A 25,607-nucleotide genomic window follows, 5' to 3' on the forward strand; every position below is an offset into this window, starting at 1 on the left:
GCTCCGGTTCCTTACGCTTCAGCCGCTTCGGCAACCGGTGCGTCATCCTTGCGCAGGATATCGGCGACCTTCTTGCCACGACGCTGTGCCACGGAACGGGGGCTGGTTTCTTTCTTCAGCCCGTCGATGGTGGCGCGGATCATGTTGTAGGGGTTCTGCGAACCGAGCGACTTGGACACAACGTCCTTGAGGCCCAGCATCTCGAACACGGCGCGCATCGGACCACCGGCGATGATGCCGGTCCCTTCCGGTGCGGCCCGCATCACGACCTTCCCGGCGCCGTGGCGCCCTTCCATGTCATGGTGCAGGGTGCGGCCTTCGCGCAGCGGCACACGGATCATCTGGCGCTTGGCCTGCTCCGTGGCTTTGCGGATGGCTTCGGGCACTTCTTTCGCCTTACCCTTGCCAAAGCCCACACGGCCCTTCTGATCGCCGACCACCACCAGAGCAGCAAAGCCGAAACGCTTACCACCCTTCACGGTTTTCGACACGCGGTTGATCGCCACCAGACGATCGGCGAACTCCGGTGCGGCCTCTTCGCGGTCGCGACGGTCGCGGCGGTTGTCTTCTCTTGCCATTCTATCGTCTCCTTAGAACTTGAGGCCACCTTCACGGGCAGCGTCGGCCAGAGCCTTCACCTTCCCGTGAAAGAGGAAACCACCACGATCGAAGTAGCAGTCTTCGACACCGGCCTGCTTGGCACGCTCGGCAATCGCCGCGCCCACCTTTGCGGCTGCCTCGACGTTGTTCTTGCCGACCACACCCAGCGACTTCTCCAGAGTGGAGGCAGAAGCCAGGGTGACGCCACGCACATCGTCGATCAGCTGGACGCTGATGTTCTTGTTGCTGCGGTGAACGGACAGACGAACGCGACCAGCGTTCACCTTCCGCAATTTGTTCCGAACGCGCAGGCGGCGCTTCAGAAACAGGGTTCTTTTGCTGTTTGCCATCTCTCGCGTCCTTACTTCTTCTTGCCTTCCTTGCGGAAGATGTACTCACCCTTGTACTTGATACCTTTGCCCTTATAGGGCTCGGGCTTGCGCCATTCGCGGATATTCGCCGCGACCTGGCCCACAAGCTGGGCGTCGTCACCTTCGACAACGATTTCGGTCTGCTTCGGGCAGGTCACCGTCACACCGGCGGGAACCTCGAAGTTCACTTCGTGGCTATAGCCCAGCGACAGTTTCAGGACATTGCCCTGGATCGCCGCACGATAACCCACACCGGTGATCTCCAGCTCGCGCTTGAAGCCCGAAGTGACGCCGGTCACAAGGTTCGCCACCATCGAGCGGGACATGCCCCACTGCTGGCGGGCGCGCTTGGACGTGCCACGCGGAGTGATCTTAACAACATTGCCATCAACGCTGATGGTGACGTCGTCGGTTGCATTGAAGCTTTTGGTGCCCTTGGGGCCCTTCACTTCGACGGTCTGGCCGGACACGGACGCCGAAACGCCTGCGGGCAGCTCGACCGGTTTCTTACCAATACGAGACATTGCCTTCCTCCTTAGAAGACCGTGCAGAGCACTTCACCGCCAACATTGGCGCTGCGTGCTGCTGCATCCGACATCACACCCTTGGGCGTGCTGACAATCGACACACCCAAGCCCTGACGGACCGAGGGGATATCCTTGACGCCCATGTAAACGCGACGCCCGGGCTTGGAGACCCGCTTGATTTCGCGAATGACGGGGGTGCCATCAAAGTATTTCAGGCTGATGACAAGGGTCGGGTGACCATTCTCATCCGTCGCCTTCTCGTAGCCGCGGATATAGCCTTCATCCGCCAGCACATCCAGAACCCAGGCACGCAGCTTGGACGCAGGTGTGACCACGGTGGACTTGCCGCGCATCTGGCTGTTGCGGATACGGGTGAGCATATCGCCGATAGGATCGTTCATATCACTCTCTCCCTTACCAGCTGGATTTCACCAGGCCGGGAATCTGGCCCATGGAGCCCAGATCCCGCAGCGCGATACGCGACAGTTTCAGCTTGCGGTAATATGCATGCGGACGGCCGGTCAGCTGGCAGCGGTTGCGCAGACGCACAGCAGAGCTGTTGCGCGGCAGTTTCGCCAGCTTCAGGGAGGCGCGGAAACGCTCTTCCATCGGCTTGGACTGGTCGTTCACGATCGCCTTCAGCGCAGCGCGCTTGGCGGCGAACTTGTCCACCAGCTCCTGACGCTTCTTTTCGCGTTCGATCATAGATTTCTTAGCCATAACTCTCTCTCCCGCGCTTAGCTGTTGAAGGGCATGTTGAAGTGCTTCAACAGCGCCTTAGCTTCCGCGTCGGTTCTCGCGGTGGTGGCGATGACGATGTCCATCCCCCAGACTTCATCGACTTTGTCGAAGTTGATCTCGGGGAACACGATGTGCTCTTTCAGGCCCATGGCATAGTTGCCACGACCGTCAAAGGATTTGCCGGGCACGCCGCGGAAGTCGCGGATACGGGGCATTGCAATCGTGATCAGACGATCCAGGAATTCATACATGCGGTCACCGCGCAGGGTGACTTTCGCGCCCATCGGCATGCCTTCACGAACGCGGAAACCTGCGATCGAGTTCTTGGCGATGGTCGTCACGGCCTTCTGACCGGCAATGGTCGACAGGTCTTCGACGGCCGATTTGGCCTTCTTGCTGTCGCGCACGGCTTCTGCACCGCAGCCGATGTTCAGGACGATCTTGTCCAGACGCGGGATCTGCATGTCGTTCTTGTAGGAGAATTCCTCCTTCAGAGCGGCCTTGATCGTCTCGGCATAAAGTGCCTTCAGACGCGGGGTATAGTTAGCAGTATCAAGCATCGATCACGTCCCCCGTGGTCTTGGCGAAACGCACTTTCTTGTCGCCTTCGATCTTGAAGCCGACGCGCGTTGCCTTGCCGTTCTTGTCCAGCATGGCCAGGTTCGACAGATCGATCGGCATCGCCTTGGGGATGCGACCGCCCTGGCTGGTCTGGCTTTGACGTGTGTGACGGATGGCCATGTTCAGACCCTCCACCACGGCTTTGCCGGCCTTGGGGTCAACGGACGTGATGGTGCCCTGCTTACCCTTGTCCTTGCCGGCCAATACGACGACCTTGTCGCCTGTTTTCAGCTTGGCAGCCATCTTACAGCACCTCCGGGGCGAGCGAGATGATTTTCATGAAGTTCTTGGCGCGCAGCTCACGAACGACCGGCCCGAAGATACGGGTGCCGACCGGCTCGTTGTTGTTGTTCAGGATGACTGCTGCGTTGCGATCAAAACGGATCGCGGTGCCGTCTTCACGGCGAACTTCCTTGGCGGTGCGTACGACGACGGCCTTGCGGACGTCACCCTTCTTCACGCGACCGCGCGGAATGGCTTCCTTGACGGACACCACGATGATGTCGCCAACGGATGCGTAACGACGGTGCGAACCGCCGAGAACCTTGATGCACTGCACCCGGCGTGCGCCGGAGTTGTCAGCAACATCCAGATTGGTCTGCATCTGGATCATTTGGTTTCTCCCGACCTTTGGGGGCCATTATCGGCGTTTCCCCAGGGTTTCGATGAACCGGAAGATTATCGCTTAGGACGCGATAACCTCCCAGCGTTTCGTTTTCGACTTGGGCGCACATTCCTGGATACGGACAGTATCGCCAACGTTGAAAGCATTCGTCTCATCGTGAGCCCGGTATTTCTTGGACTTACGGATGGTCTTTTTCAGAACAGGGTGCGTAAAGCGGCGTTCCACCAGAACGGTGACGGTCTGGGCGTTTGCCGTGCTGGTCACGGTGCCTTGAAGAATACGTTTGGGCATCTGTCAGGCTCCTTATTCTGCGGCCGCTGCGGCGGCTTTTTCGTTCAGCACGGTCTTCACACGCGCCACTTCACGGCGAACCGTCTTCATACGGGCGGTGGATTCCAGCTGGCCAGTCGCCTGTTGAAAGCGCAGGTTGAATGCTTCTTTCTTCAGAGCAACCAGATCCTCGCGGAGCTGATCGAGGGATTTATTGCGTAGTTCCTGGGCGTTCATGTCGCCGGTCCTTTTTAACAACGTCACCGGAGAGCCCCTTGTGACAGGGTCACCCTGATTCCCGGTGGAGATGGATGAAGGGGCCGTATAGGCCGGTTCCCTTCAGTTGACAAGGGCTGTTCTCACAGCCCCCTGCGGCAAAAGACAAGGCGGGGTTTCCCCCGCCCTGCCCTGTCTTATGGATCGGTCAGACCTTACCAGTCTTCGCGAACGACCACGCGGGTCTTGATCGGCAACTTCATGGCGGCCAGACGCAGAGCCTCGCGGGCGATGGTCTCGTCGACACCGTCGATCTCGAACATCACGCGACCCGGCTTGATACGGGCAGCCCAGAAATCCACGGAGCCTTTACCTTTACCCATACGGACTTCGGTCGGCTTCGAGGTGACCGGAACATCCGGGAAGATCCGGATCCAGACACGGCCTTGACGTTTCATGTGACGGGTCAGTGCGCGGCGAGCCGCCTCGATCTGACGCGCCGTAACCCGCTCGGGCTCAGTCGCCTTGAGGCCGAAGGACCCGAAGTTCAGGTCGCTGCCGCCCTTGGCCAGACCGTGGATACGGCCTTTGTGCTGCTTGCGGAATTTAGTGCGCTTAGGTTGAAGCATCTGTCATTCCTCCTTAACGGCGGCCGCCGGCGCCACGGGGCGCGGGACCATCCTGGAGTTCCTGCAGACGACGGTCATGGGCCGACGGATCGTGCTCCATGATTTCGCCTTTGAAAATCCAGACCTTGATACCGATGATCCCATAGGCCGTGGTGGCCTCGACATGGGCGTAATCGATATCGGCACGCAGCGTGTGCAGCGGCACGCGACCTTCACGGTACCATTCGGTCCGTGCGATCTCGGCCCCGCCCAGACGACCCGCGACGTTCACGCGGATCCCCAGAGCGCCCATGCGCATGGCGTTCTGCACGGCGCGCTTCATGGCGCGACGGAAGGACACACGACGCTCGAGCTGCTGTGCAATGCTTTCACCGACCAGAGCGGCGTCCAGTTCCGGCTTGCGGACCTCGACGATGTTCAGGTGCAGTTCGCTTGCAGTCAGCTTGGCCAGCTTCTTGCGCAGGGTTTCGATATCGGCGCCTTTTTTGCCGATGATCACACCCGGACGCGCCGCATGGATCGTGACGCGGCACTTCTTGTGCGGACGTTCGATGATCACACGGGCGATACCGGCCTGCTTGGCCTCTTCCTTGATGAACTTGCGGATCTTCAGGTCTTCCAAAAGAAGATTACCGTAATCCTTGGTGTCGGCATACCAGCGGCTGTCCCAGGTGCGGTTGACCTGAAGGCGCATGCCGATCGGATTGACTTTCTGACCCATTAGGCTTGCTCCTCAACTTGACGCACCTTGATGGTGAGTTCCGAGAACGGCTTGACGATCTTGCCGAACCGGCCGCGCGCACGCGGACGACCGCGCTTCAGCGTCAGGTTCTTGCCCACATAAGCCTCGGCGACGACCAGTTCATCGACGTCCAGGTTGTGGTTGTTCTCGGCGTTTGCGATGGCCGACTGAAGGCATTTCTTCACGTCGATCGCGATCCGCTTCTTCGAGAAGGTCAGGTCCGTCAGGGCCTTGTCCACCTTCTTGCCGCGGATCATCGCAGCTACCAGGTTCAGCTTCTGCGGGCTGGTCCGAAGCATGCGCAGTTTTGCCATTGCTTCGTTATCTGCCACGCGGCGGGGGTTTTTTTCCTTGCCCATGACTTACTTCCGCTTCGCTTTTTTATCGGCCGCATGACCGTAATAGGTCCGGGTCGGGGAATATTCGCCAAACTTCTGGCCGATCATGTCCTCGGTCACGTTGACCGGGATATGTTTCTTGCCGTTGTAGACGCCAAACGTCAGGCCCACGAACTGGGGCAGGATCGTCGAGCGGCGCGACCAGATCTTGATAACTTCACTGCGTCCGGATTCGCGGGCGGCTTCGGCTTTCTTCAGCACGTAAGCGTCAACGAACGGACCTTTCCATACAGAGCGAGACATCTGTTAACGCCCCTTCTTCTTGGCGTGACGCGAGCGCAGGATGAGCTTGCTGGACGCTTTGTTCTTGTTCCGGGTGCGCGCACCCTTTGTCGGCTTGCCCCACGGGGTCACCGGATGACGGCCACCCGAAGTCCGGCCTTCACCACCACCATGCGGGTGGTCGATCGGGTTCATGACGACGCCGCGGACGCTCGGGCGGATGCCCTTGTGACGCATGCGGCCTGCCTTGCCGTAATTCTGGTTGCTGTTGTCGGGGTTCGACACGGCACCGACGGTGGCCATGCATTCCTGACGCACGAGACGCAGTTCGCCCGAAGAAAGACGAATCTGGGCGTAGCCGCCATCGCGACCCACGAACTGGGCATAGGTGCCCGCCGCGCGCGCGATCTGACCACCCTTGCCGGGCTTCATCTCGATGTTGTGGACGATCGTACCGATCGGCATGCCCGAGAACGGCATCGCGTTGCCCGGTTTGATGTCGACCTTGGAGCCAGCGACGACAGAGTCGCCGACAGCCAGACGCTGGGGTGCCAGGATATAGGCTTGCTCGCCATCCTCATACTTCACCAGCGCGATGAAGGCGGTCCGGTTCGGGTCATACTCGATCCGCTCGACGGTGGCCGCCACGTCGAATTTGTTACGTTTGAAATCGACGATCCGATAGAGGCGTTTCGCCCCGCCGCCTTTGCGGCGCATCGTGATCCGTCCGGTGTTGTTCCGGCCGCCATTCTTGGTCAAACCCTCGGTGAGGGCCTTGACCGGACGTCCTTTCCACAGCTCCGAACGGTCGATCAGAACCAGCCCACGCTGGCCCGGCGTCGTCGGCTTATACGACTTGAGTGCCATGCTTTCTGTCTTCCGTTGTGCGTAGCGGGGCAGAGCCCCGCGATGTTGAAGGCCCCCGAAGGTGCCCAGTGTGTAGGGCCCCGAAGGTCCCCGTCTCAAAAATCCATGGCCCCGGCAAACCCGGGGCCATGAAAGATTCGCGCCCTACTATCAGAGACCCGTGGTCACGTCGATAGTGTTTCCCTCTTCGAGGGTGACATAGGCTTTCTTGACGTCCCGACGCTTGCCCGGCTGGCCGCGGAAGCGCTTGGTCTTGCCTTTGGTGATCGTGGTGTTGACGGCCTTGACCTTCACCCCAAACAGCGCCTCAACGGCCTGCTTGATCTCGGGCTTGTTCGAGTCCATCGCGACCTCAAACACGACAGCACCGTTCTCAGAGACCATGGTGGCCTTCTCGGTGATGATCGGCTTGCGGATCACATCGTAATGTTCAGCCTTCGCGCTCATTTCAGACGAGCCTCCAGTGCTTCGACACCCGCCTTCGTGATCACCAGGGTGTCACGCTTGAGGATGTCATAGACGTTTGCGCCCATCGTCGGCAGGATATCCAGACCTTCGATGTTGCGGGCGGCACGGGCGAACGTGTCATTGACGGTGGCACCGTCAATGATCAGCGCGCGCTTCCAGCCCAGCTTGGCCACCTGCTTGGCCAGAGCCGAGGTCTTACCTTCGGCTTCGGCAGCAGCGATGACGACCAGTTCACCAGCCTTCAGCTTCGCGGACAGGGCATGCTTGAGGCCCAGTTTGCGGAACTTCTTGGTCAGTTCGTGGCCGTGGCTGCGCGGGGTCGGGCCCTTGTAGACACCACCGTGACGGAAGATCGGCGCGTTCTTGTCACCGTGGCGTGCGCCGCCGGTGCCCTTCTGGCGATAGATCTTCTTGGTCGAGTAGGAGGTTTCCGAACGGGTCTTCACCTTGTGGGTGCCGGCCTGCGCGTTGTTGCGCTGCCAGCGGACCACACGGTGCAGGATATCGGCGCGCGGCTCAAGACCGAACAGCGCTTCGTCCAGATCCACGGAACCGGCGCTCGAGCCGTCCAGATTGATCACATCAAGTTTCATGCTTCACCCCCTTCGGCGGGCGCTTCTACGGCCGGAGCCTCGGCAGCTGCCGCGGCGATTGCCGATTTCAGGGCCGCCGGGAACGGAACGTTCTCGGGCAGCTTCTTCTTGACGGCGTCCTTGATCGTGACCCAGCCACCTTTGGAGCCGGGAACCGCACCCTTAACCATGATCAAGCCACGGTCGGCATCGGTTTTCACGACTTCAAGGTTCTGCGTGGTCACACGCACGGCACCCATATGGCCAGCCATCTTCTTGCCCTTGAACACCTTGCCGGGGTCCTGGCACTGACCGGTCGAACCATGCGAACGGTGGCTGATCGACACACCGTGCGAGGCCCGCAGACCGCCGAAGTTGTGCCGCTTCATCGCACCGGCAAAACCTTTACCGATGGATGTGCCCGCCACATCGACGCGCTGCCCTGCCACATAATGCTCGGCCGAGATTTCCTCGCCCACACCGATCATGTTGTCGGGGCTGACGCGGAATTCTGCGATCTTCCGCTTGGGGGCCACATTGGCCACCGCGAAATGACCACGCATGGCCTTGGACGTCCGCTTGGCCTTGGCATTGCCCGCACCCAGCTGAACGGCGGTATAGCCGTCCCGCTCGGGCGTGCGCTGTGCCACGACCTGCAGATTTTCAAGCTGGAGAACGGTCACAGGGATCTGCTTTCCGTCTTCCATGAAAAGCCGGGTCATGCCGACTTTCTTTGCGATTACACCAGAGCGCATCCTGGATACCCTCCTTCTTACGACTGCAACTTGATCTCGACATCCACACCAGCGGCGAGGTCGAGCTTCATCAGCGCGTCCACGGTCTGGGGGGTCGGATCAACGATGTCGAGCAGACGCTTGTGCGTGCGGATCTCGAACTGATCGCGGGATTTCTTGTCGATATGCGGCCCACGGAGAACCGTGAACTTCTCGATCTTGTTCGGCAGCGGGATCGGGCCACGCACAGTCGCGCCAGTGCGCTTTGCGGTGTTCACGATTTCCTGCGTGCTGGCATCCAGTACGCGGTAATCAAATGCCTTCAGCCGGATGCGAATGTTTTGGCTTTGCATAGTTTAGCCTTTCGCGGCGTTGGAGTTGATAGGAGGACCACCGGCTCATCCGGTGGCCCTCTTCGAACCCGAAGTGGTCTTTACTTCAGAATTTTGGACACGACACCCGCGCCGACGGTGCGGCCGCCTTCACGGATGGCGAAGCGCAGGCCGTCTTCCATCGCGATCGGCGCGATCAGTTCAACGGTGAACTTCAGGTTGTCGCCCGGCATCACCATCTCGGTGCCCTCGGGCAGCGTCACGGTCCCGGTCACGTCGGTCGTGCGGAAGTAGAACTGCGGACGGTAGTTCGCAAAGAACGGCGTGTGACGGCCACCCTCTTCCTTCGTCAGGATATAGGCTTCCGCCTCGAACTGCGTGTGCGGCATCACCGAACCCGGCTTGCACAGAACCTGACCACGCTCCACGCCCTCACGGTCGATACCGCGCAGCAGCGCCCCGATGTTGTCGCCGGCCTCACCGCGGTCCAGCAGCTTGCGGAACATCTCGACACCGGTGCAGACCGACTTCTTCGTGTCGCGGATACCCACGATCTCGATTTCGTCGCCAACGTTGATCACGCCACGCTCCACACGGCCGGTCACAACCGTACCACGACCCGAGATCGAGAACACGTCTTCGATCGGCATCAGGAACGGCTTGTCCACGGCGCGCGCCGGCGTCGGGATATAGGTGTCCACAGCTTCCATCAGCGCGCGGATCGAGTTCTCGCCGATCTCAGGCTGCGTGCCGTTCATCGCATGCAGCGCAGAGCCCTTGATGATCGGAATGTCGTCGCCCGGATACTCATAGGAGGTCAGAAGCTCGCGGATCTCCATCTCCACCAGCTCCAGCAGCTCCTCGTCATCCACCTGGTCAACCTTGTTCATGTAGACCACCATGTAGGGAATACCCACCTGGCGACCCAGCAGAATGTGCTCGCGCGTCTGCGGCATCGGGCCGTCAGCCGCGTTCACAACCAGAATCGCGCCGTCCATCTGCGCCGCGCCCGTGATCATGTTCTTCACATAGTCAGCGTGGCCGGGGCAGTCGACATGCGCATAGTGACGGGTCTCGGTCTCGTATTCCACATGCGCGGTCGAGATCGTGATCCCGCGTGCCTTCTCTTCCGGCGCGCCGTCAATCTGGTCATACGCGCGGAATTCGCCGAAATACTTCGTGATCGCAGCCGTCAGCGTCGTCTTGCCGTGGTCAACGTGACCAATCGTGCCGATGTTAACGTGCGGTTTGTTACGTTCAAACTTTGCCTTGCCCATCAGGGAACTCCTTGTTTTGTCGTCGGTGGTGGGCGCATGCCCACCCTACGGGGTTGTGGTAGGGTGGGGGTGACCCCCACCAACCGTTATGCGTATTTCTTCTGGATCTCGTCCGAGATGTTCTGCGGCACGGCCTCGTAATGGTCGAACTGCATCGTGAAGTTCGCCCGGCCCGAGGACATCGAACGCAGCGTGTTGATGTAGCCGAACATGTTGGCCAGCGGCACGAAAGCGTCGATGACGTTCGCGTTGCCGCGGCTGTCCTGCCCGTTCACCATGCCGCGACGGCTGGTCAGGTCGCCGATGATGCCACCGGTATACTCTTCCGGGGTCACCACTTCGACGCGCATGATCGGCTCAAGCAGCTTGGCGCCGGCCTTCTTCAGACCTTCACGCATCGCGGCACGCGCCGCGATTTCGAACGCCAGAACCGAGGAGTCGACGTCATGGTAGGCACCGTCCAGCAGGGCCACCTTGAAATCGATCACGGGGAAGCCTGCCAGCGGACCGGAATCCATGACCGACTTGATGCCCTTTTCGACGCCGGGAATGTATTCCTTCGGCACCGAACCACCCACGATCTTGCTTTCGAACGAATAGCCTTCGCCCGGCTGGGTTGGCATGATGACCATCTTGACGCGTGCGAACTGACCCGAACCACCCGACTGCTTCTTGTGGGTGTAGTCGATCTCGGCTTCACGGCTGACGGTTTCACGATAAGCCACCTGCGGCGCACCGATATTCGCCTCGACCTTGAACTCGCGCTTCATGCGGTCCACCAGAATGTCGAGGTGGAGTTCGCCCATGCCGCGCATGATCGTCTGACCGGATTCGAAATCGGTCTCGACGCGGAACGAGGGGTCCTCGGCTGCCAGACGTGCAAGCGCAATGCCCATCTTTTCCTGGTCGGCCTTGGTTTTCGGCTCCACGGCGATCTCGATCACCGGCTCGGGGAAGGTCATGGTTTCCAGAACCACCGGATCCTTTTCCGAGCACAGCGTATCACCGGTCGTCGTGTCCTTCAGACCAGCCAGAGCGATGATGTCGCCTGCGAAGGCTTCTTCGATCTCTTCGCGGTTGATGGCGTGCATCATCATCATCCGGCCAACGCGCTCTTTCTTGCCCTTGGTCGAGTTCAGCATCGAGTCGCCCTTTTTCAGGACCCCCGAATAGATACGCGTGAAGGTCAGCGAGCCGACGAACGGGTCGTTCATGATTTTGAACGCCAGGCCCGAGAAGGCCATGTTGTCGTCCGCACGACGCGGAATGTTGCGCGTTTCGGTCTCGTCACCGGGTTTGAAGCCCATGTAATCGACCACGTCCATCGGGCTGGGCAGGAAGTCGATCACGGCGTTCAGCAGCGGCTGCACACCTTTGTTCTTGAACGCGGAGCCGGCCATCACGGGCACGAAGGACAGCGACAGCGTGCCCTTGCGGATCAGCTGACGCAGGGTGGCCTCGTCGGGCTCTTTGCCCTCGAGATAGCCTTCCATCGCCGCATCGTCCATTTCGACCGCGACTTCGATCAGGTTGGCGCGCCATTCGTCGGCCAGATCCTGAAGATCGGCACGGATCGGCTGACGGACCCAGGACGCGCCCAGATCTTCACCTTTCCAGACCCACTCTTCCATCTTGATCAGGTCGATGATGCCTTCCAGCTGGTCCTCGGCGCCGATCGGCAGAGCGATGGGCGCAGGGATCGCACCGGTACGGTCTTTGATCATCTTCACGCAGTTGAAGAAGTCGGCACCGATCTTGTCCATCTTGTTGACGAACACGATGCGCGGCACCTTGTAGCGGTCAGCCTGACGCCACACGGTTTCTGTCTGCGGCTCGACACCGGCGTTGGCGTCCAGAAGGCAAACAGCGCCGTCCAGAACGGCCAGCGAACGCTCGACTTCAATGGTGAAGTCCACGTGGCCGGGGGTGTCGATGATGTTGAAGCGGTACTTGGTGTCCGACGTGCCCTCGAGACCCGGGTCTTCCTGGCGCTGCCAGAAGGTCGTGGTCGCAGCCGAGGTGATCGTGATCCCGCGTTCCTGCTCCTGCTCCATCCAGTCCATCGTGGCGGCGCCGTCATGGACTTCGCCGATCTTGTGGGACTTGCCGGTATAGAAGAGGATGCGCTCGGTCGTCGTGGTCTTGCCCGCGTCGATATGGGCCATGATCCCGAAGTTGCGATAGCGCGTCAGCGGATATTCGCGTGCCATGTAAGGTGCTCCTCTTACCAGCGGTAATGGCTGAACGCTTTGTTCGCGTCGGCCATCTTGTGTGTGTCTTCCCGCTTCTTCACGGCAGAACCGCGGCTGTTGACTGCATCAAGCAGCTCGCCGGCCAGGCGCTCTTCCATGGTCTTTTCGTTGCGGGCGCGCGAGGCGTTGATCAGCCAGCGGATCGCCAGGGCTTCACGACGCTCGGGGCGCACTTCAACGGGGACCTGATAGGTGGCACCACCGACGCGGCGCGAACGCACTTCGACGGAGGGTTTGATATTGTCCAAAGCTTCATGGAACACTTCGATCGGCGCGCGCTTGATCTTGTCTTCAACGCGGGACATCGCGTTATAGACGATGCGCTCGGCGGCGGATTTCTTGCCGTCGATCATCAGGTTGTTCATGAACTTCGTCAGAACCCGGTCACCATACTTGGCGTCGGGCAGGATTTCGCGTTTTTCAGCGGCGTGGCGGCGGGACATCTGTCAGATCCTCTTACTTCGGACGCTTCGCGCCATATTTCGAACGGCGCTGCTTACGGTTCTTGACGCCCTGGGTATCCAGAACACCGCGCAGGATGTGGTAACGGACACCGGGAAGGTCTTTTACCCGGCCGCCACGGATCAGAACCACAGAGTGCTCCTGAAGGTTGTGGCTTTCACCGGGGATATAGCTGATGACTTCGAAACCATTGGTCAGGCGCACCTTGGCAACCTTCCGCATGGCCGAGTTCGGTTTCTTCGGCGTCGTCGTGTAAACGCGCGTGCAAACGCCACGTTTCTGCGGGCACTGCTCGAGGTGCATCGACTTGGACCGTTTGACTTTGGGCTGCCGCGGCTTGCGGATCAGCTGTTGGATCGTTGGCATTGGGCTTCTTTCCCCGTCTATCAACACATGTGTCTGCGCGGGCATCCCCGCGGGTTAATCTCACGCACTTTGCGCGTCCACAAAGCACAATCACCGCCATCGTTCCCATTCCGAGGTAAACGACGCGGTGGGTTTCCAGAGGATCGAGGCAGCATTAGCCCGGATCGTGTCCACTACAGTTTTGAATTCGGCAAAAGGACAATGCCCGAGCCGGATGTGGGGCGTATAGGGGGAGTCGCAGGGGTTGTCAACACGCCGGGGACGCAGCTTTCAAACCCGTTGAAACGCCCGGCGGACGTCAGTCGCCGATACCGGTCCGCAGCTTAGCCTCGGTTGCGATACGGCGCTTCAGCTGACCCTCCCTGTAGATCATGAAGACCCCGCTCCCGACCACGATGACGGCCCCCACCAGCGTCAGCGGCGCGGGCCAGTCGCCGAACACAAGCCACCCCAGAACCAGTGCCCAGATCAACCCCGTATAGCGGAACGGCGCGACAAAGCTGATCTCGCCCACCCGCATCACCATGACCGAAAACACATAGCCAAAGACAACCATCACACCGGCGCCCAGAGTCATGCTGGCGCGGTGCAGTGTCAGCGGCACCCAGTCCACGCTCATGCTGGCAAAGCCAAAGGCGATCAGCAGGCCCAGAGACGTGATGAAGGTCACCATCATCGAATGGGTCGCCCCCGATACGCGCCGCGTAACCAGATCACGCACCGTGACACAAGCGACCGCGATCAGCGCATATACTGAGAAGATCGTGAATCCCTCGGTCCCGGGCCGCACGATCAGCAGCACACCGCACAGCCCCACAAGAATCGCGGTCATCCGCCGCCACCCCAACGCCTCACCAAAAAACAGCGCGGCGGCCAGGGTGACCACCAGCGGCAGCGACTGCATGATCGCGCTCACATTCGCCAGCGGCATGTTGTACAGCGCCGTCAGGAAAAAATAGGCCGACCCGATTTCGGCCACCGCCCGGATCACGATCAGCCTGCGATCCTGCGGCGGAATCCGCAGATGCAGCGCCCCCACATACCACGCCATCGTGCCGATCGCCAAAGTTGTCAGGATGCTGCGTAGAAAGATCAGCTGAAACAACGGCATGTCACCCGCAAGGGTCTTCATGAACGCGTCATTCATGGTAAAGGCCGCCATGCTGGCCATCATCAGCAGCGCGCCGCGCATATTGTCTGTCAGCATCGGTCTGCTCCGGAACCAGTCCGCCCGACGTTATCCGCGCCCGCAGCCACCGCAAGGGCAAAGCATGAAAAAACCCCCGCCGATCAGCGGGGGTTTTTCCGTCTCATCAAAAGCGCTCGATCTTATTCGTCGCGGCTCTCCGGTGTTTCCACCAGCGTGTCGAACTCGTCACCGCCGACATAGTCATCCACCGGCGCGGCCAGTGCTGCGGCGGCTTCGGCCTCCTCGCGGCGGGCCTCGATCACCACATTGTCACGCTCGGCAGCGATGCGACGCACGCGAGCCGTGGCGCCACCGGTCCCGGCCGGGATCAGACGACCGACGATCACGTTCTCCTTGAGGCCCACCAGCTTGTCGCGCTTGCCCTGCACCGATGCTTCGGTCAGCACGCGAGTGGTTTCCTGGAAGGACGCCGCCGAGATGAAGCTGCGCGTTTGCAGCGACGCCTTGGTGATGCCCAGCAGGATCGGCGCGCCCGTTGCCGGACGGCCGCCCTTGGCCATGATCTTCTCGTTGACCAGATCGAACTCGGCCTTGTCCAGATGTTCGCCCTTCAGCAGCGTGGTATCGCCGCTTTCGTCGATCTCCCACTTCTGGAGCATCTGACGCACGATCACCTCGATGTGCTTGTCGTTGATCTTCACGCCCTGCAGACGATAAACGTCCTGCACCTCGTCGATCATGTAGTCAGCCAGCGCTTCGACACCCAGAATGGCAAGGATGTCATGCGGCGCAGGATTGCCATCCATGATGTAGTCGCCCTTCTGCACGAAGTCGCCTTCCTGCACCGGGATATGCTTGCCCTTCGGCACCATGTATTCGACCGGGTCCATGCCTTCGACGGTGGGTTCGATCGTGATACGACGCTTGTTCTTGTAGTCCTTGCCAAAGCGCACGTAACCATCGCATTCCGCGATGATCGCGTGATCCTTGGGACGACGGGCCTCGAACAGTTCCGCCACGCGGGGAAGACCCCCGGTGATGTCCTTGGTCTTGGCACCTTCGCGCGGAATACGCGCCACCACGTCACCAGCCTTGATGTCCTGCCCTTCTTCGACGGACAGAATGGCGTCCACCGACATCGGATAGGTCACAGGGTTCCCGGCCTCGTTGCGAACGGGCTCGCCATCGGCATCAACCAAAAGGATCTCGGGCTTCAGCTCGTTGCCCTTGGGGGCCGCGCGCCAGTCCATCACGATCTTCTGGGTCATGCCTGTCGCATCATCGGTCTCGTCACGGACAGCAATGCCCGAAACCAGATCGATATACTTCACCTGGCCTGCCTTCTCGGCGATGATCGGCAGGGTATAGGGGTCCCACTCGAACAGCTTGTCGCCACGCGCAACCTTGCCGCCTTCCTTGACGAACAGCTTGGAGCCATAGCCCAGCTTGTGGCTGGCCCGCTCCTCGCCCGCATCGTCGCGGATGATCAGCTTCATGTTACGGCCCATGACCAGCGTCTCGCCATTCGAATTCTCGATGGTCGAGGCGTTCTCATAGGTCACGGTCCCGGCCTGGCTCGCCTCAAGGAAGGACTGCTGGCCACCCTGCGCAACGCCGCCGATGTGGAAGGTCCGCATCGTCAGCTGCGTGCCGGGTTCACCGATCGACTGCGCCGCGATGATACCGACGGCTTCACCGACGTTCACCATCGTGCCGCGCGCCAGATCGCGACCATAGCAGGTCGCACAGACACCATCCTCGGCCTCGCAGGTCAGCGGGCTGCGGATACGGGCACTTTGCAGGCTCGACACTTCGATCAGGTCCGCCATACGCTCGTCGATCAGAGCACCTTTCGGCACCATGACCTCGCCGGTGGCGGGGTTCACCAGATCCTCGGCAGCGACACGACCCAGCACACGCTCGGCCAGCGAGGACACGACCTCACCGTCGTTCACGGCGGCTTCTGCCGTGATCGCGCGGTCAGTGCCGCAATCCTTCTGACGCACGATGCAATCCTGCGCCACGTCGACCAGACGGCGGGTCAGATAACCCGAGTTCGCCGTTTTCAGAGCGGTGTCCGACAGACCTTTCCGCGCGCCGTGCGTCGAGTTGAAGTATTCAAGAACGGTCAGACCTTCCTTGAAGTTCGAGATGATCGGCGTCTCGATGATGTCACCGTTCGGCTTGGCCATCAGGCCGCGCATCCCGCCCAGCTGCTTCATCTGGGTGACCGAGCCACGCGCACCGGAGTGGGCCATCATATAGACCGAGTTCGGTTCCATTTCGGACCCGTCCGTGTCGCGCTTGTTGGCAGAGATGGTGTTCATCATCGCCTCGGTGACCTTGTCGTTACACTTCGACCAGGCATCCACGACCTTGTTGTACTTCTCACCCTGGGTGATCAGACCGTCCATGTACTGCTGTTCGAAATCCTTGACCTGGTCACGGGTCTCGTCAACGATCGTCCACTTGTTGTCCGGCACCACCATGTCGTCCTTGCCGAAGGAAATCCCGGCCTTGAACGCTTCACGGAAGCCCATGGTCATGATCTGGTCACAGAAGATGACCGACTCTTTCTGACCGCAATAACGGTAGACCGTGTCGATGACCTGCTGCACCTCTTTCTTCCGCAGAAGACGGTTGACCAGTTCGAAAGGCGCCTTGGCGTTCATCGGCAAAAGCGCACCCAGCCGCACGCGGCCCGGAGTGGTCTCGTACCGCTTGACGATCTCGTTGCCTTCTTCGTCGATCTGGGTGACCCGCGCCGTGATCTTGGCATGCAGGTGCACAGCACCGCTGTCCAGAGCGTGCTGAACCTCGTCGATAGACGAGAATGCCATCCCCTCGCCCTTCATGCCTTCACGCATGATGGTCGTGTAGTACAGACCCAGGATCATGTCCTGCGACGGCACGATGATCGGTGCACCGTTGGCAGGCGACAGAACGTTGTTCGTGGACATCATCAGAACGCGCGCTTCCAGCTGCGCCTCAAGGCTCAGCGGAACGTGCACGGCCATCTGGTCGCCGTCGAAGTCGGCGTTGAACGCCGAACAGACCAGCGGATGCAGCTGGATCGCCTTGCCTTCGATCAGGATCGGCTCGAACGCCTGGAAACCCAGACGGTGCAGCGTGGGTGCCCGGTTCAGCATCACGGGATGCTCGCGGATCACCTCGTCCAGAATATCCCAAACCTCGGGACGTTCCTTTTCCACCAGCTTCTTCGCCTGCTTGACGGTCGAGGACAGACCCTTCGCCTCAAGCCGCGAATAGATGAACGGCTTGAACAGTTCGAGCGCCATCTTCTTGGGCAGACCGCACTGATGCAGTTTCAATTCCGGGCCGGTCACGATGACCGAACGACCAGAAAAGTCGACGCGTTTCCCCAGAAGGTTCTGACGGAAACGGCCCTGCTTGCCCTTGAGCATATCCGACAGCGATTTCAGCGGGCGCTTGTTGGCCCCCGTGATCACGCGGCCACGACGGCCATTGTCGAACAGCGCATCAACAGATTCCTGCAACATCCGCTTTTCGTTGCGCACGATGATATCGGGCGCACGCAATTCGATCAGACGCTTCAGGCGGTTGTTCCGGTTGATCACCCGACGATACAGATCGTTCAGGTCAGAGGTCGCGAAACGGCCCCCATCCAGCGGCACCAGCGGGCGCAGTTCTGGCGGAATGACCGGGATCACCGTCAGCACCATCCACTCGGGACGGTTACCGGATTCCAGGAACGACTCCACGACTTTCAGACGTTTGATGATCTTCTTGGGCTTCAGTTCGCCAGTGGCTTCCTTCAGCTCGGCGCGCAGGGTTTCGGCTTCCTGCTCAAGATCAATCGCGGCCAGCATTTCGCGGATCGCTTCGGCACCGATATTGGCGGTGAAGGCGTCAGCACCATACTGGTCCTGCGCATCCATGAACTCTTCTTCGGTCAGCATCTGGCCATAGGTCAGATCTGTCAAACCGGGTTCGATCACCACATAGTTTTCGAAATACAGCACCCGCTCCAGATCGCGCAGGGTCATGTCCAGCATCAGGCCGATGCGGCTGGGCAGCGACTTGAGGAACCAGATATGCGCAACCGGCGAGGCCAGCTCGATATGGCCCATCCGCTCGCGGCGGACCTTCTGCAGCGTGACTTCCACACCGCATTTCTCGCAGACGACGCCGCGATATTTCATGCGCTTGTATTTGCCGCACAGGCATTCGTAATCCTTGATCGGGCCAAAGATACGCGCGCAGAACAGACCGTCACGCTCAGGCTTGAACGTACGGTAGTTGATGGTTTCGGGCTTCTTGATCTCACCATAGGACCAAGACAGGATCCGCTCGGGCGATGCCAGCGATACCTTGATCTCGTCAAAGGTCTTGATCGGGGCAACCGGATTGAACGGGTTGTTCGTGATTTCCTGGTTCATTTTCAAATCCTTGATTTGGGGCAGAGGCAAAGGGGAAAAAGGGGCGCGCGGGTCATGCCGCGCGCCGCCCTATTCACTCGTCCTCTGCATCCAGGAGTTCCATGTTCAGGCCAAGGCCGCGCACTTCTTTCACCAGAACGTTGAACGACTCGGGCACACCGGCCTCGAAATTGTCCTCGCCCTTGACGATCGACTCGTACACCTTGGTCCGGCCTGCCACATCGTCCGACTTCACCGTCAGCATTTCCTGCAGGGTATAGGCGGCGCCGTAAGCTTCCAGGGCCCAGACCTCCATCTCACCCAGACGCTGACCACCGAACTGCGCTTTACCACCCAACGGCTGCTGCGTGACAAGGCTGTACGGCCCGGTCGAACGCGCGTGGATTTTCTCGTCCACAAGGTGATGCAGCTTGAGCAGGTATTTCACACCCACGGTGACCGGACGGATGAACTGCTCGCCGGTGCGGCCGTCGAACAGGACCGACTGGCCCGAAGTGTCAAAGCCCGCACGTTTCAGCGCATCGTTGACATCGACTTCCTTGGCACCGTCGAAAACAGGCGTGGCGATCGGAACACCCTTGGTGATGTTGCTGGCCGCTTCGATCAGATGATCCTCGTCCATGCCTTCGATACCTTCGTCATAGACGTCGTCACCGTAAGCCTGACGCATCGCATCGCGCACCGGGGTCAGGTCACCCGACCGGCGATACTCTTGCAGCGCATCATCCACCCGCAGACCCAGCGTACGCGACGCCCAGCCCATATGGGTTTCAAGGATCTGACCGACGTTCATGCGCGACGGCACGCCCAGCGGGTTCAGACAGATATCGACCGGCGTGCCATCCGCAAGGAAGGGCATGTCCTCCATCGGGATGACCTTGGACACCACACCCTTGTTGCCGTGACGACCGGCCATCTTGTCACCGGGCTGCAACTTGCGCTTCACCGCGATGAACACCTTGACCATCTTCATCACGCCCGGGGGCAGATCGTCGCCACGACGGACCTTCTCGACCTTGTCCTCGAACCGAGCATCGAGGGTCCGCTTCTGCACTTCGTATTGTGCGTTCAGCGCCTCCATGATCTGTGCGTCGGCCTCGTTCTCCAGCGCCAGCTGCCACCACTGACCGCGGCTCAGCTGACCCAGAAGCTCCTCGTCGATGACGACGTTCGGCTTCACGCCCTTCGGCCCTTTGACAGCCACCTTGCCCAGGATCATGTCCTTCAGACGGGCATAGATGTTGCGGTCAAGGATCGCCAGCTCGTCGTCCCGGTCACGTGCCAGACGTTCGACTTCCTCACGCTCGATCTGAAGCGCGCGCTCGTCCTTCTCCACACCGTGGCGGTTGAAGACGCGCACTTCCACGACGGTGCCGAAATCGCCCGGCTTCACCCGCAGCGACGTATCGCGCACGTCCGAGGCTTTCTCACCAAAGATGGCGCGCAGCAGCTTTTCTTCCGGCGTCATCGGGCTTTCACCCTTGGGCGTGATCTTGCCCACCAGAATGTCGCCCGGCTCCACATCGGCCCCGATATAGACGATCCCGGCTTCGTCAAGGTTGCGCAGGGCTTCCTCGCCGACGTTGGGAATGTCGCGGGTAATCTCTTCCGGCCCCAGTTTCGTGTCACGGGCGGCGACTTCGAATTCCTCGATATGGATCGAGGTGAACACGTCGTCACGCGCGATCCGCTCGGAAATCAGGATCGAGTCTTCATAGTTGTAACCGTTCCACGGCATGAACGCGACGATCACGTTCCGGCCCACGGCCAGTTCGCCCATGTCGGTGCAGGGACCATCGGCAATAACTTCGCCTTTGGCCACCACATCGCCCACCTTCACCAGCGGACGCTGGTTGATGCAGGAGTTCTGGTTCGACCGCTGGAACTTGCGCATCCGGTAGATATCCACACCGGCATCGCCCAGTTCCAGATCCTCGGTCGCGCGGACCACGATCCGCATGGCGTCAACCTGGTCGATGATACCAGCCCGGCGCGCCATGATGGCCGCACCGGAATCGCGGGCCACGATGCCCTCGATCCCCGTGCCGACCAGCGGCGCCTCGGTCTGCACCAAAGGCAGCGCCTGACGCATCATGTTCGAACCCATCAGCGCGCGGTTGGCGTCGTCATTCTCAAGGAACGGAATGAGCGAGGCCGCCACCGACACCAGCTGCTTCGGGCTCACGTCGATCAGATCGACCTGCTCGCGCGGGGCCAGCGTATAGTCGCCCGACTGACGGGTGGTGACCAGATCGTTGACCAGATTGCCCTCGGCATCCAGCGTCGCGTTGGCCTGCGCCACGGTGTGGCGCATTTCCTCGGTTGCCGACAGATAGACAACCTCGTCGGTCACCTTGCCCTCTTTCACAAGACGGTAGGGTGTTTCGATGAAGCCATACTTGTTGACGCGAGCGTAGGTCGCCAGAGAGTTGATCAGACCGATGTTCTGACCTTCCGGCGTCTCGATCGGGCACATCCGGTCGTAATGGGTCGGGTGAACGTCGCGCACTTCGAAACCTGCACGCTCGCGGGTCAGACCGCCCGGCCCCAGCGCCGACAGGCGGCGCTTGTGCGTCACTTCGGACAGCGGGTTGGTCTGGTCCATGAACTGCGACAGCTGCGACGAGCCAAAGAATTCACGCACCGCAGCCGCAGCCGGCTTGGCGTTGATCAGATCCTGCGGCATCACCGTGTCGATCTCGACCGAGGACATACGCTCTTTGATCGCGCGCTCCATCCGCAGCAGGCCGACGCGATACTGGTTCTCCATCAACTCGCCCACGGAACGGACGCGACGGTTGCCGAGGTGGTCGATGTCGTCGATATCGCCCTTGCCGTCGCGCAGTTCGCACAGCGCCTTGATGCAAGCCACGATATCCTCGCGGCGCAGCGTGCGCATGGTGTCAGCAGCGTCCAGATCCAGACGCATGTTCATCTTCACACGGCCCACAGCGGACAGATCATAGCGATCCGCATCGAAGAACAGCGTGTCGAACAGCGCGCTCGCAGCCTCGACCGTCGGCGGCTCACCGGGGCGCATCACGCGGTAGATGTCCATCAGCGCGCCATCGCGGCCGATGTTCTTGTCCACCGTCATGGTGTTGCGGATGTAGGGACCAACGTTGATGTTGTCGATGTCCAGAACCGGAATGTCGGTGATACCGGCATCCATCAGCTCTTTCAGCGAACCACCCGTGATCTCGCCATCCTTGTCGCGGGTCAGGGTCAGTTCATCGCCGGCCTCGACATAGATCGCGCCGGTGTCCTCGTTGATGATGTCCTTGGCGACAAACTTGCCAAGGATATGCTCGAACGGCACCAGAAGCTCGGTGACCTTGCCCTCATCCTTGAGCTGCTTGACAGCGCGCGGCGTGATCTTCTTCGTCGCCTCGGCGATCACTTCGCCGGTGGCGGCATCGACCAGATCAAAGGTCGGACGCGTGCCACGCACACGGTCGGGGAAGAACTTGGTGACCCAGCCCTGCCCGGACCCCTTGGTCTTGGACAGCTTGTAGTTCACGGTGTCGTAATAGGCATCCATGATGCCTTCCTGATCCAGACCCAGCGCATAAAGCAGGGTCGTGACCGGCAGCTTGCGGCGACGGTCGATCCGCGCAAAGACGATGTCCTTGGCGTCGAATTCGAAATCCAGCCACGAGCCGCGATAGGGGATGATCCGGCAGGCGAACAGCAGCTTGCCCGAGCTGTGCGTCTTGCCCTTGTCATGGTCGAAGAACACGCCCGGCGAACGGTGCATCTGGGACACGATCACACGCTCGGTGCCGTTCACGACAAAGGTGCCGTTGGGCGTCATCAGGGGCATGTCGCCCATGAACACGTCCTGTTCCTTGATATCCTTGACCGACTTCGCGCCGGTATCCTCGTCGACATCGAACACGATCAGGCGCAGCGTCACCTTCAGCGGGGCTGCATAGGTCATGTCGCGCTGCATGCACTCGTCAACGTCGTATTTCGGCTTTTCCAGCTCGTATTTCACGAATTCCAGCACGCTGGTCTCGTTGAAATCCTTGATCGGGAAGACCGACTGGAACACGCCCATAATCCCTTCGCCATCGGCGGGGGTCGGCGCGTTGCCGGAATTCAGGAACAGATCATAAGAGGATTTCTGCACCTCGATGAGGTTCGGCATTTCCAGCACTTCGCGGATCTTGCCGTAATATCTGCGCAAACGTTTCTGGCCGAGGAAGGTCTGAGCCATGGTCGATGTCACCTTTCGTTTCTCTTTGGTCACGCATGTCGTCGGGCCACGACAGCGCAACACTTTGAAACAGGACTGTTCTGATCCATTCGCGGCCCCTGTCCCACCAGAGGCCTCCCGATCCTTGAACCGCACCTTGGAAAAGGCTTGTCATCAAGCCCTTTCCGAGACGGGTTAGGCTGGGCCCGGAAAACCGGACCCAGCCATAACAGATTGCCGGGTTTCCCCGGAACCGATTACTTCAGCTCGACGGTGGCGCCAGCTGCTTCCAGCTTTGCCTTGATGTCGTCAGCTTCGGCTTTCGAGACTTGCTCTTTCACAGCCTTGCCGCCGGCATCGACCAGGTCCTTGGCTTCTTTCAGGCCCAGACCGGTGATGGCGCGCACTTCCTTGATCACGTTGATCTTGGATGCGCCTGCGTCTTTCAGGATGACGTCGAATTCGGTCTGCTCTTCAGCAGCTTCGGCAGCGCCACCAGCGGCGGGGCCAGCCATCATCACAGCGCCGCCAGCGGCGGGCTCGATGCCGTATTCATCCTTCAGGATGGTTTTCAGTTCTTGTGCTTCGAGAAGCGTCAGACCAACGATCTCTTCTGCCAGTTTCTTCAGATCAGCCATTTTACTGTTTCCGTTCGTTTAAGATGTGTTCCAACGTGCGGGGTGTTCCACACGCAAATCAAAGGTTGCTCACGCGGCCGCCTTGTCCTCGATCGTGGACAGGATGGACGCGATATTCGAAGCAGGCGCGCCAATCGCACCGGCGATGTTCGCAGCAGGTGCCGCAATGCAACCCACGATCGAAGCGATAAGCTCCTCACGCGACGGCATTTTCGACACAGCTTCGACACCGGCCCGGTCCAGAGCCGTGCTGCCCATAGCCCCGCCAAGGATTTCGAACTTCTTGTTGTCCTTGGCAAAGTCCTCGGCCACCTTGGCTGCTGCCACGGGGTCCTCGGAATAGGTCAGTACGGTCATGCCCGTCAGAAGATTGGCGATGCTTTCGCAAGGCTTCCCCTCAAGGGCGATCTTGGCGAGCTTGTTCTTGGCGACGCGGACAGACCCACCATTTTTGCGCATGCGCGCACGCAGGTCCTGCATCTCGGCAACCGTGAGACCTGCGTAATGGGCAACGACCACAACGCCAGAGCTTTCAAAGATCTGGCCGAGTTCCTCGACCACTTTCTCTTTTTGTGCTCTATCCACAGTTTCACTCCAAATTTGGGAGGGAAGACCCTCCGGCTCGTCTACGCCGGACAAAAGGTGCCCGGCATTCGGGTCCTTACGGGTCTGGCCAAGCTAGCCTCGGGAGCGCAGTCGAACGCCCGAAGAAATCTGGTCTTATCCCGTCTCAGGCAGGATTTATGGCTAGGCCACCCACCTTCTCGGACGAATCGGAAGGCCGCCACGACAGGGTCGGGCGACCTAACGAGGGGTTGTCTAGTCTCTTGTGCAAGAAATGTGAAGCCCCCGTTCGCACTTTCACGCAAACGCGACAATTCACACCGTCACAAGCCATCAACACCAGCCAGAAACACCTTGAACTTGCGGCGCGCGGCGTTCCACGGAAACTTGAAATATGGATCGGGTGACTGCCAACCGCTTCCGTAGTTATTGGCCAGCATCCTTGCCGGATCTGCCGGAATCATATGCCCGGAATGCGCGCAGGGCGTCAGCGGCAGAACATCCTGCCGCGTCAGATCGCCATAGGAATGCGGATAGACAAAAAATGCATCCCCCTCGAACCATGCCGGGAACAAGTCGAATGCAACGCCATCCGCACCCGTCAGTTTGAGGATGGCATTGCTGTCCATCTGCTCCTCGTCCAGATGCCCCTCCTCTTTCAAGAACGCGCGAAGTTCGGTCCATTCCTGAACCGCCGCCTCTGCTGACTCTGCTCGCAGAATGATCGCAAGATCAATGTCGTCATCATGATCGATCAATCGACCATCCCGCACCACGCCCAGCAACGTGCCCGAGTTGAGAAAGACCTGATAGCCCTGCCGCGTCAGAAAACCGATATGTTCGCTGACGCGGTTCCAGATCGGGTTGTGGTCCATTTCGCCAAAATTCTTTTGATTGTAACCGTGGTTGGACAACCGATCATCTTTCAGGGCGGTTTTGAGCAGCCTTTCAAAAGCGTTGAAGAGGTGCAAGGCATTGCTGCTCTCCCGATAGCTGCGCAGCAGCTTCATTGTGCGAACGACAATAGCCGGGCGAATGCGGCCCGCGACGCAGGTCGCGATCCGCGCCTCCAGCCATTCGCCGCGCATCCGCGCACTGGTCAGTTGCTTGAGTTCCGCGAAATAGCGGAAGGCATCAAACCCCTTCTCCTCAAACAGCAGGGCATACAGCGCAATCGCTCTTATCTCGCAGATGCGTCGCTCTTGATCTGAAAGGTCATCGCGGAACGTCCGTTCCAATACCGGAACGACAACAGGTTGCTGCATGCGCCACTCTCGAAAAATAAACACCGGAAATGTTCTGTGCTGCAAAAGCATAGGAGAATGACGGCAAGGGGAAAACAGG

Annotated in this window: 29 protein-coding genes; all 29 read right to left on the reverse strand. The window is 60.0% G+C overall.

Annotation, left to right across the window (positions count from 1 at the left end):
• Positions 1 to 11 precede the first annotated feature (11 nt).
• The 29 genes from rpsE to PVW27_RS06855 all read right to left on the reverse strand — a co-directional run bounded on the left by rpsE (position 12) and on the right by PVW27_RS06855 (position 25,579).
• On the reverse strand, positions 12 to 578 hold the full coding sequence (gene rpsE, locus PVW27_RS06715) for a 30S ribosomal protein S5 (protein ID WP_274556249.1): 567 nt from the start codon (positions 576 to 578) through the stop codon (positions 12 to 14).
• Positions 579 to 590: 12 nt separating this feature from the next.
• A complete protein-coding gene (gene rplR / locus PVW27_RS06720) occupies positions 591 to 950 on the reverse strand; it encodes a 50S ribosomal protein L18 (protein ID WP_274556251.1) in 360 nt (119 codons plus the stop codon).
• Positions 951 to 961: 11 nt separating this feature from the next.
• On the reverse strand, positions 962 to 1,495 hold the full coding sequence (rplF, locus tag PVW27_RS06725) for a 50S ribosomal protein L6 (protein WP_274556252.1): 534 nt from the start codon (positions 1,493 to 1,495) through the stop codon (positions 962 to 964).
• An 11-nt stretch (positions 1,496 to 1,506) separates the two neighbouring features.
• Positions 1,507 to 1,899: a 30S ribosomal protein S8 gene (gene rpsH / locus PVW27_RS06730; RefSeq protein ID WP_274556254.1), complete on the reverse strand. Its 393-nt coding sequence runs from the start codon at positions 1,897 to 1,899 to the stop codon at positions 1,507 to 1,509.
• 13 nt (positions 1,900 to 1,912) lie between these two features.
• Positions 1,913 to 2,218, reverse strand: a complete 306-nt coding sequence (rpsN, locus tag PVW27_RS06735; protein ID WP_274556255.1) for a 30S ribosomal protein S14 — start codon at positions 2,216 to 2,218, stop codon at positions 1,913 to 1,915.
• A 17-nt stretch (positions 2,219 to 2,235) separates the two neighbouring features.
• The gene (gene rplE / locus PVW27_RS06740) at positions 2,236 to 2,799 is read right to left on the reverse strand and encodes a 50S ribosomal protein L5 (protein WP_274556256.1); all 564 of its coding nucleotides are present in this window, start codon (positions 2,797 to 2,799) and stop codon (positions 2,236 to 2,238) included.
• A complete protein-coding gene (rplX, locus tag PVW27_RS06745; protein WP_274556258.1) occupies positions 2,792 to 3,103 on the reverse strand; it encodes a 50S ribosomal protein L24 in 312 nt (103 codons plus the stop codon). The genes rplE and rplX overlap by 8 nt, the downstream gene beginning before the upstream one ends.
• 1 nt (position 3,104) lies before the next feature.
• Complete coding sequence (rplN, locus tag PVW27_RS06750) at positions 3,105 to 3,473, reverse strand: 50S ribosomal protein L14 (protein ID WP_009574016.1); 369 nt, start codon at positions 3,471 to 3,473, stop codon at positions 3,105 to 3,107.
• Between the two features lie 72 nt (positions 3,474 to 3,545).
• Positions 3,546 to 3,776 carry a 30S ribosomal protein S17 gene (rpsQ, locus tag PVW27_RS06755; RefSeq protein WP_068289190.1) on the reverse strand — a complete coding sequence of 77 codons (231 nt, stop codon included), beginning with the start codon at positions 3,774 to 3,776 and terminating at the stop codon, positions 3,546 to 3,548.
• Between the two features lie 12 nt (positions 3,777 to 3,788).
• On the reverse strand, positions 3,789 to 3,992 hold the full coding sequence (gene rpmC, locus PVW27_RS06760; protein WP_274556264.1) for a 50S ribosomal protein L29: 204 nt from the start codon (positions 3,990 to 3,992) through the stop codon (positions 3,789 to 3,791).
• A gap of 194 nt (positions 3,993 to 4,186) precedes the next feature.
• Positions 4,187 to 4,600 (reverse strand): 50S ribosomal protein L16, encoded by a 414-nt coding sequence (gene rplP / locus PVW27_RS06765; protein WP_274556266.1) that lies wholly within the window; start codon positions 4,598 to 4,600, stop codon positions 4,187 to 4,189.
• Positions 4,601 to 4,613: 13 nt separating this feature from the next.
• Positions 4,614 to 5,321 carry a 30S ribosomal protein S3 gene (rpsC, locus tag PVW27_RS06770; protein WP_068289198.1) on the reverse strand — a complete coding sequence of 236 codons (708 nt, stop codon included), beginning with the start codon at positions 5,319 to 5,321 and terminating at the stop codon, positions 4,614 to 4,616.
• Positions 5,321 to 5,701, reverse strand: a complete 381-nt coding sequence (gene rplV, locus PVW27_RS06775) for a 50S ribosomal protein L22 (protein ID WP_230800570.1) — start codon at positions 5,699 to 5,701, stop codon at positions 5,321 to 5,323. The genes rpsC and rplV overlap by 1 nt, the downstream gene beginning before the upstream one ends.
• 3 nt (positions 5,702 to 5,704) lie before the next feature.
• Positions 5,705 to 5,983 carry a 30S ribosomal protein S19 gene (gene rpsS, locus PVW27_RS06780; protein ID WP_274556271.1) on the reverse strand — a complete coding sequence of 93 codons (279 nt, stop codon included), beginning with the start codon at positions 5,981 to 5,983 and terminating at the stop codon, positions 5,705 to 5,707.
• 3 nt (positions 5,984 to 5,986) lie between these two features.
• Positions 5,987 to 6,829: a 50S ribosomal protein L2 gene (gene rplB, locus PVW27_RS06785; RefSeq protein ID WP_274556273.1), complete on the reverse strand. Its 843-nt coding sequence runs from the start codon at positions 6,827 to 6,829 to the stop codon at positions 5,987 to 5,989.
• 150 nt (positions 6,830 to 6,979) lie between these two features.
• The gene (locus tag PVW27_RS06790; protein ID WP_068289207.1) at positions 6,980 to 7,276 is read right to left on the reverse strand and encodes a 50S ribosomal protein L23; all 297 of its coding nucleotides are present in this window, start codon (positions 7,274 to 7,276) and stop codon (positions 6,980 to 6,982) included.
• Entirely contained in the window at positions 7,273 to 7,890 is a 618-nt protein-coding gene (gene rplD, locus PVW27_RS06795) for a 50S ribosomal protein L4 (protein WP_274556274.1), read from the reverse strand. The genes PVW27_RS06790 and rplD overlap by 4 nt, the downstream gene beginning before the upstream one ends.
• Entirely contained in the window at positions 7,887 to 8,624 is a 738-nt protein-coding gene (gene rplC / locus PVW27_RS06800; protein ID WP_274556275.1) for a 50S ribosomal protein L3, read from the reverse strand. Before rplC ends, rplD begins: the two co-directional genes overlap by 4 nt.
• 17 nt (positions 8,625 to 8,641) lie before the next feature.
• A complete protein-coding gene (gene rpsJ / locus PVW27_RS06805; RefSeq protein ID WP_068289216.1) occupies positions 8,642 to 8,956 on the reverse strand; it encodes a 30S ribosomal protein S10 in 315 nt (104 codons plus the stop codon).
• Positions 8,957 to 9,036: 80 nt separating this feature from the next.
• Positions 9,037 to 10,212 carry an elongation factor Tu gene (gene tuf / locus PVW27_RS06810; RefSeq protein ID WP_274556276.1) on the reverse strand — a complete coding sequence of 392 codons (1,176 nt, stop codon included), beginning with the start codon at positions 10,210 to 10,212 and terminating at the stop codon, positions 9,037 to 9,039.
• Between the two features lie 86 nt (positions 10,213 to 10,298).
• Entirely contained in the window at positions 10,299 to 12,422 is a 2,124-nt protein-coding gene (gene fusA / locus PVW27_RS06815) for an elongation factor G (protein WP_274556278.1), read from the reverse strand.
• 14 nt (positions 12,423 to 12,436) lie between these two features.
• Entirely contained in the window at positions 12,437 to 12,907 is a 471-nt protein-coding gene (rpsG, locus tag PVW27_RS06820; protein ID WP_274556280.1) for a 30S ribosomal protein S7, read from the reverse strand.
• A gap of 13 nt (positions 12,908 to 12,920) precedes the next feature.
• On the reverse strand, positions 12,921 to 13,292 hold the full coding sequence (gene rpsL, locus PVW27_RS06825) for a 30S ribosomal protein S12 (RefSeq protein ID WP_068289616.1): 372 nt from the start codon (positions 13,290 to 13,292) through the stop codon (positions 12,921 to 12,923).
• A 298-nt stretch (positions 13,293 to 13,590) separates the two neighbouring features.
• Entirely contained in the window at positions 13,591 to 14,499 is a 909-nt protein-coding gene (locus PVW27_RS06830; RefSeq protein ID WP_274556285.1) for a DMT family transporter, read from the reverse strand.
• A gap of 122 nt (positions 14,500 to 14,621) precedes the next feature.
• Entirely contained in the window at positions 14,622 to 18,863 is a 4,242-nt protein-coding gene (rpoC, locus tag PVW27_RS06835; protein ID WP_274556287.1) for a DNA-directed RNA polymerase subunit beta', read from the reverse strand.
• A gap of 73 nt (positions 18,864 to 18,936) precedes the next feature.
• Entirely contained in the window at positions 18,937 to 23,082 is a 4,146-nt protein-coding gene (gene rpoB / locus PVW27_RS06840; protein WP_274556288.1) for a DNA-directed RNA polymerase subunit beta, read from the reverse strand.
• A 236-nt stretch (positions 23,083 to 23,318) separates the two neighbouring features.
• Positions 23,319 to 23,699, reverse strand: coding sequence for a 50S ribosomal protein L7/L12 (gene rplL, locus PVW27_RS06845; protein ID WP_274556289.1), 381 nt, complete (start codon positions 23,697 to 23,699; stop codon positions 23,319 to 23,321).
• A 69-nt stretch (positions 23,700 to 23,768) separates the two neighbouring features.
• Entirely contained in the window at positions 23,769 to 24,284 is a 516-nt protein-coding gene (gene rplJ, locus PVW27_RS06850) for a 50S ribosomal protein L10 (RefSeq protein ID WP_274556290.1), read from the reverse strand.
• Positions 24,285 to 24,586: 302 nt separating this feature from the next.
• Positions 24,587 to 25,579 carry a LicD family protein gene (locus PVW27_RS06855; RefSeq protein ID WP_274556292.1) on the reverse strand — a complete coding sequence of 331 codons (993 nt, stop codon included), beginning with the start codon at positions 25,577 to 25,579 and terminating at the stop codon, positions 24,587 to 24,589.
• Between the last annotated feature and the right edge of the window lie 28 nt (positions 25,580 to 25,607).

It is taken from the genome of Seohaeicola sp. 4SK31 (assembly GCF_028802875.1).
GTDB lineage: Bacteria > Pseudomonadota > Alphaproteobacteria > Rhodobacterales > Rhodobacteraceae > Seohaeicola.

Coding starts and splice junctions, on each gene's coding strand:
- rpsE (WP_274556249.1), bottom strand. CDS start 578: ATGGCAAGAGAAGACAACCGCCGCGACCGTCGCGACCGCGAAGAGGCC.
- rplR (WP_274556251.1), bottom strand. CDS start 950: ATGGCAAACAGCAAAAGAACCCTGTTTCTGAAGCGCCGCCTGCGCGTT.
- rplF (WP_274556252.1), bottom strand. CDS start 1,495: ATGTCTCGTATTGGTAAGAAACCGGTCGAGCTGCCCGCAGGCGTTTCG.
- rpsH (WP_274556254.1), bottom strand. CDS start 1,899: ATGAACGATCCTATCGGCGATATGCTCACCCGTATCCGCAACAGCCAG.
- rpsN (WP_274556255.1), bottom strand. CDS start 2,218: ATGGCTAAGAAATCTATGATCGAACGCGAAAAGAAGCGTCAGGAGCTG.
- rplE (WP_274556256.1), bottom strand. CDS start 2,799: ATGCTTGATACTGCTAACTATACCCCGCGTCTGAAGGCACTTTATGCC.
- rplX (WP_274556258.1), bottom strand. CDS start 3,103: ATGGCTGCCAAGCTGAAAACAGGCGACAAGGTCGTCGTATTGGCCGGC.
- rplN (WP_009574016.1), bottom strand. CDS start 3,473: ATGATCCAGATGCAGACCAATCTGGATGTTGCTGACAACTCCGGCGCA.
- rpsQ (WP_068289190.1), bottom strand. CDS start 3,776: ATGCCCAAACGTATTCTTCAAGGCACCGTGACCAGCACGGCAAACGCC.
- rpmC (WP_274556264.1), bottom strand. CDS start 3,992: ATGAACGCCCAGGAACTACGCAATAAATCCCTCGATCAGCTCCGCGAG.
- rplP (WP_274556266.1), bottom strand. CDS start 4,600: ATGCTTCAACCTAAGCGCACTAAATTCCGCAAGCAGCACAAAGGCCGT.
- rpsC (WP_068289198.1), bottom strand. CDS start 5,321: ATGGGTCAGAAAGTCAATCCGATCGGCATGCGCCTTCAGGTCAACCGC.
- rplV (WP_230800570.1), bottom strand. CDS start 5,701: ATGGGCAAGGAAAAAAACCCCCGCCGCGTGGCAGATAACGAAGCAATG.
- rpsS (WP_274556271.1), bottom strand. CDS start 5,983: ATGTCTCGCTCTGTATGGAAAGGTCCGTTCGTTGACGCTTACGTGCTG.
- rplB (WP_274556273.1), bottom strand. CDS start 6,829: ATGGCACTCAAGTCGTATAAGCCGACGACGCCGGGCCAGCGTGGGCTG.
- PVW27_RS06790 (WP_068289207.1), bottom strand. CDS start 7,276: ATGAGCGCGAAGGCTGAACATTACGATGTGATCCGCAAGCCGATCATC.
- rplD (WP_274556274.1), bottom strand. CDS start 7,890: ATGAAACTTGATGTGATCAATCTGGACGGCTCGAGCGCCGGTTCCGTG.
- rplC (WP_274556275.1), bottom strand. CDS start 8,624: ATGCGCTCTGGTGTAATCGCAAAGAAAGTCGGCATGACCCGGCTTTTC.
- rpsJ (WP_068289216.1), bottom strand. CDS start 8,956: ATGCAAAGCCAAAACATTCGCATCCGGCTGAAGGCATTTGATTACCGC.
- tuf (WP_274556276.1), bottom strand. CDS start 10,212: ATGGGCAAGGCAAAGTTTGAACGTAACAAACCGCACGTTAACATCGGC.
- fusA (WP_274556278.1), bottom strand. CDS start 12,422: ATGGCACGCGAATATCCGCTGACGCGCTATCGCAACTTCGGGATCATG.
- rpsG (WP_274556280.1), bottom strand. CDS start 12,907: ATGTCCCGCCGCCACGCCGCTGAAAAACGCGAAATCCTGCCCGACGCC.
- rpsL (WP_068289616.1), bottom strand. CDS start 13,292: ATGCCAACGATCCAACAGCTGATCCGCAAGCCGCGGCAGCCCAAAGTC.
- PVW27_RS06830 (WP_274556285.1), bottom strand. CDS start 14,499: ATGCTGACAGACAATATGCGCGGCGCGCTGCTGATGATGGCCAGCATG.
- rpoC (WP_274556287.1), bottom strand. CDS start 18,863: ATGAACCAGGAAATCACGAACAACCCGTTCAATCCGGTTGCCCCGATC.
- rpoB (WP_274556288.1), bottom strand. CDS start 23,082: ATGGCTCAGACCTTCCTCGGCCAGAAACGTTTGCGCAGATATTACGGC.
- rplL (WP_274556289.1), bottom strand. CDS start 23,699: ATGGCTGATCTGAAGAAACTGGCAGAAGAGATCGTTGGTCTGACGCTT.
- PVW27_RS06855 (WP_274556292.1), bottom strand. CDS start 25,579: ATGCTTTTGCAGCACAGAACATTTCCGGTGTTTATTTTTCGAGAGTGG.